The sequence below is a fragment of the Mycobacterium sp. P7213 genome (genome assembly GCF_900604305.1).
In the GTDB taxonomy this organism is placed as follows: Bacteria; Actinomycetota; Actinomycetes; order Mycobacteriales; family Mycobacteriaceae; genus Mycobacterium.
The window spans coordinates 1-2,479 of record NZ_UWOA01000099.1; the positions used below are offsets into that span (position 1 = coordinate 1).

The 2,479-nt window shown below is 67.4% G+C and carries 1 protein-coding gene; it reads left to right on the top strand.

All coding sequences use genetic code 11. The features are described 5' to 3' along the window. Positions 1-280 precede the first annotated feature (280 nt). A partial coding sequence (locus EJK91_RS21315) for a transglycosylase domain-containing protein (RefSeq protein ID WP_164518068.1) occupies positions 281-2,479 on the top strand: 2,199 nt, incomplete at its 3' end.

A 2,479-nucleotide genomic window follows, 5' to 3' on the forward strand; every position in this document is an offset into this window, starting at 1 on the left:
CCACCATCACGGCCGCCCCGCCTGCCCCGCCTGCCCCGGCTGTGCCGCAAGCGCCCGAACCGGGCGGCCCGCCGGCGGCCGAGCAGCTGCCCGCTGCGCCGTAGTGCGTTTGTGACCTTGTTTCAACCCGATGGTGAGTCCACGGAAGTAACCTGTTGACCATGCGACTGCAGCGATGCGTGGGGGACGGCTGGCTGCTGAGCACTTCGCCGATCGCCGAAATGGGTTGCGCCCGAGTCGGTATGACGAAGGGCCGGAAGCCCGACTCCTATCCGCGGGGATGCCCTGGCCACCGGTGAAAGCCCAGGGTCCGACAGCGCCGAGCGCCGACAGCGCTGAAGAAGAACACTTCTTGACGACTACCGACGCCACGCCCACTGATGAAGAGAGCGGGCCGGACGCCGGCGCAGCCGCAGCCAAGTCCGCTGACTGCACTGAAGACGAGGCGGACCTGCAGGAGCGCCTGGAAGCGGTCAAGGCTGCCATGGAGCGGCCACGCCCGGATCGCGAAAAGTCCCCTATCCCAGACGAATCGCCGACAGATCTGGCAGCAGAGCCCGATCAGTACGAATCGCGTCGACGCCGGAGGTGGCGCTGGGCCAGACGCGGCCTGTACGCCGCCGCTGCGACGCTCCTGGCGTTGCCGGTCGTTACCTTCGGGATGGCCTACCGCACCGTGGAGATCCCCGAACCCGGTGACATCCACACCACTCAGGTGTCGACCATCCTCGCCGCCGATGGCACCGAGCTGGCGAAAATCGTTCCCCCGGATGGGAATCGGATTGACATCAAACTGGACCGGGTGCCGGTCCACGTACGTGACGCGGTGGTCGCCGCCGAGGACCGCGACTTCTACACCAACGCCGGCTTCTCGGTCTCGGGGTTGTTTCGGGCGGTCAAGAACAACCTCACCGGTGGTGATACCCAGGGCGGTTCGACGATCACCCAGCAGTACGTCAAGAACGCGCTGGTCGGGTCTGAGCGGGCCGGCATGGGCGGGTTGGTCCGCAAGGGCAAAGAGCTCGTCATCGCCACCAAGATGTCCGGGGAGTGGTCCAAGGACGAAGTGCTGGAGGCCTACCTCAACATCATCTACTTCGGCCGCACCACCTATGGGATCGCCGCGGCCGCCCGCGCGTACTTCGACAAGCGGGTCGAGGACCTGACCGTCTCCGAGGGCGCCTTGCTGGCGGCGGTCATTCAGCGGCCATCGGCGCTGGATCCGGCGATCAATCGGGACCGCGCGGTCGCCCGTTGGAATTGGGTACTCGATGGCATGGTGCAGACCGGCGCCCTGACGCTCAGCGAGCGGGCCAAGCAGTTCTTCCCGGCGACGATCCCGCCTGACCAGGCGCGCAATGCCGACCAAGCCTCCGGACCCGCCGGACTGATTCAGCGCCAGGTCACCGAGGAGTTGCTCGACATGTTCGGCATCGACGAGCAGACCCTGAACATGGAGGGACTGCGCATCACCACCACGATCGACATGAAGGCGCAGCGGGCGGTGGAGAAAGCCGTCAAGGCGACCATGGCCGGGCAAAAACCGACAATGCGGACCGCGGTGGTCTCCATCGATCCACGCAGCGGCGCGGTGCGCGCCTACTACGGTGGTGACGAGGTCGGCGGGTTCGACTTCGCCCAGGCCGGCTTGCAGACCGGGTCTTCATTCAAGGTGTTCGCCTTGGTGGCGGCGCTGAAGCAGGGTATCGGTTTGGGGGAGCAGATCGACAGCGGCCCGCTGACGGTCGGCAACACCAAGATCAGCAACGTGGGGGGAGCCAGCTGTGGAGTCTGCAACATCGCTGAGGCACTCAAGCGGTCGCTCAACACGGTCTACTACCGGTTGATGCTCAAACTCAAGCACGGACCGCAGGACGTCGCCGATGCCGCACACCAGCTCGGCGTCGCTAAGAGCTTTCCGGGCGTCGCGCACACCCTGTCCCAGGACGGCTCGGGCGGGCCCCCGGAGAATGGCATCGTGCTCGGCCAGTACCAGACTCGGGTGATCGATATGGCGTCGGCGTACGCGACCCTGGCCGACTCCGGGAAGTACCACCGGCCGCACTTCATTGAGAAGGTCGTGGGTCCCGACGACCGGGTGCTCTTCGACGGCACTACCAAGGACGCCGGGGAGCAGCGAGTTCCGAAAGCAGTCGCCGACAATGTCACTGATGCCATGAAGGCGATTCCGAGCTGGTCGGGCGGGCACGACCTGGCTGGTGGCCGTCCGGCCGCGGCCAAGACCGGCACCACCCAGCTCGGCACCACCGGGGCCAACCGGGMCGCCGATGGTGTTCGACAGCGCATGGCCGACGACATCGGTGCGGCTGGGCAGGTCGCGGTCGTCGGCGCTGCGCAGGTCGGCCGCCAGCCGCCGGGGCGATCGTATGGTGCGTTCGGTGGTCTCCTCCGTCACGGCAGAGCCTCCGGCGCCGGGGGCGGCGGGGGCTGCTCCGGCGGCGGCGGCGGAGGCGGAGGC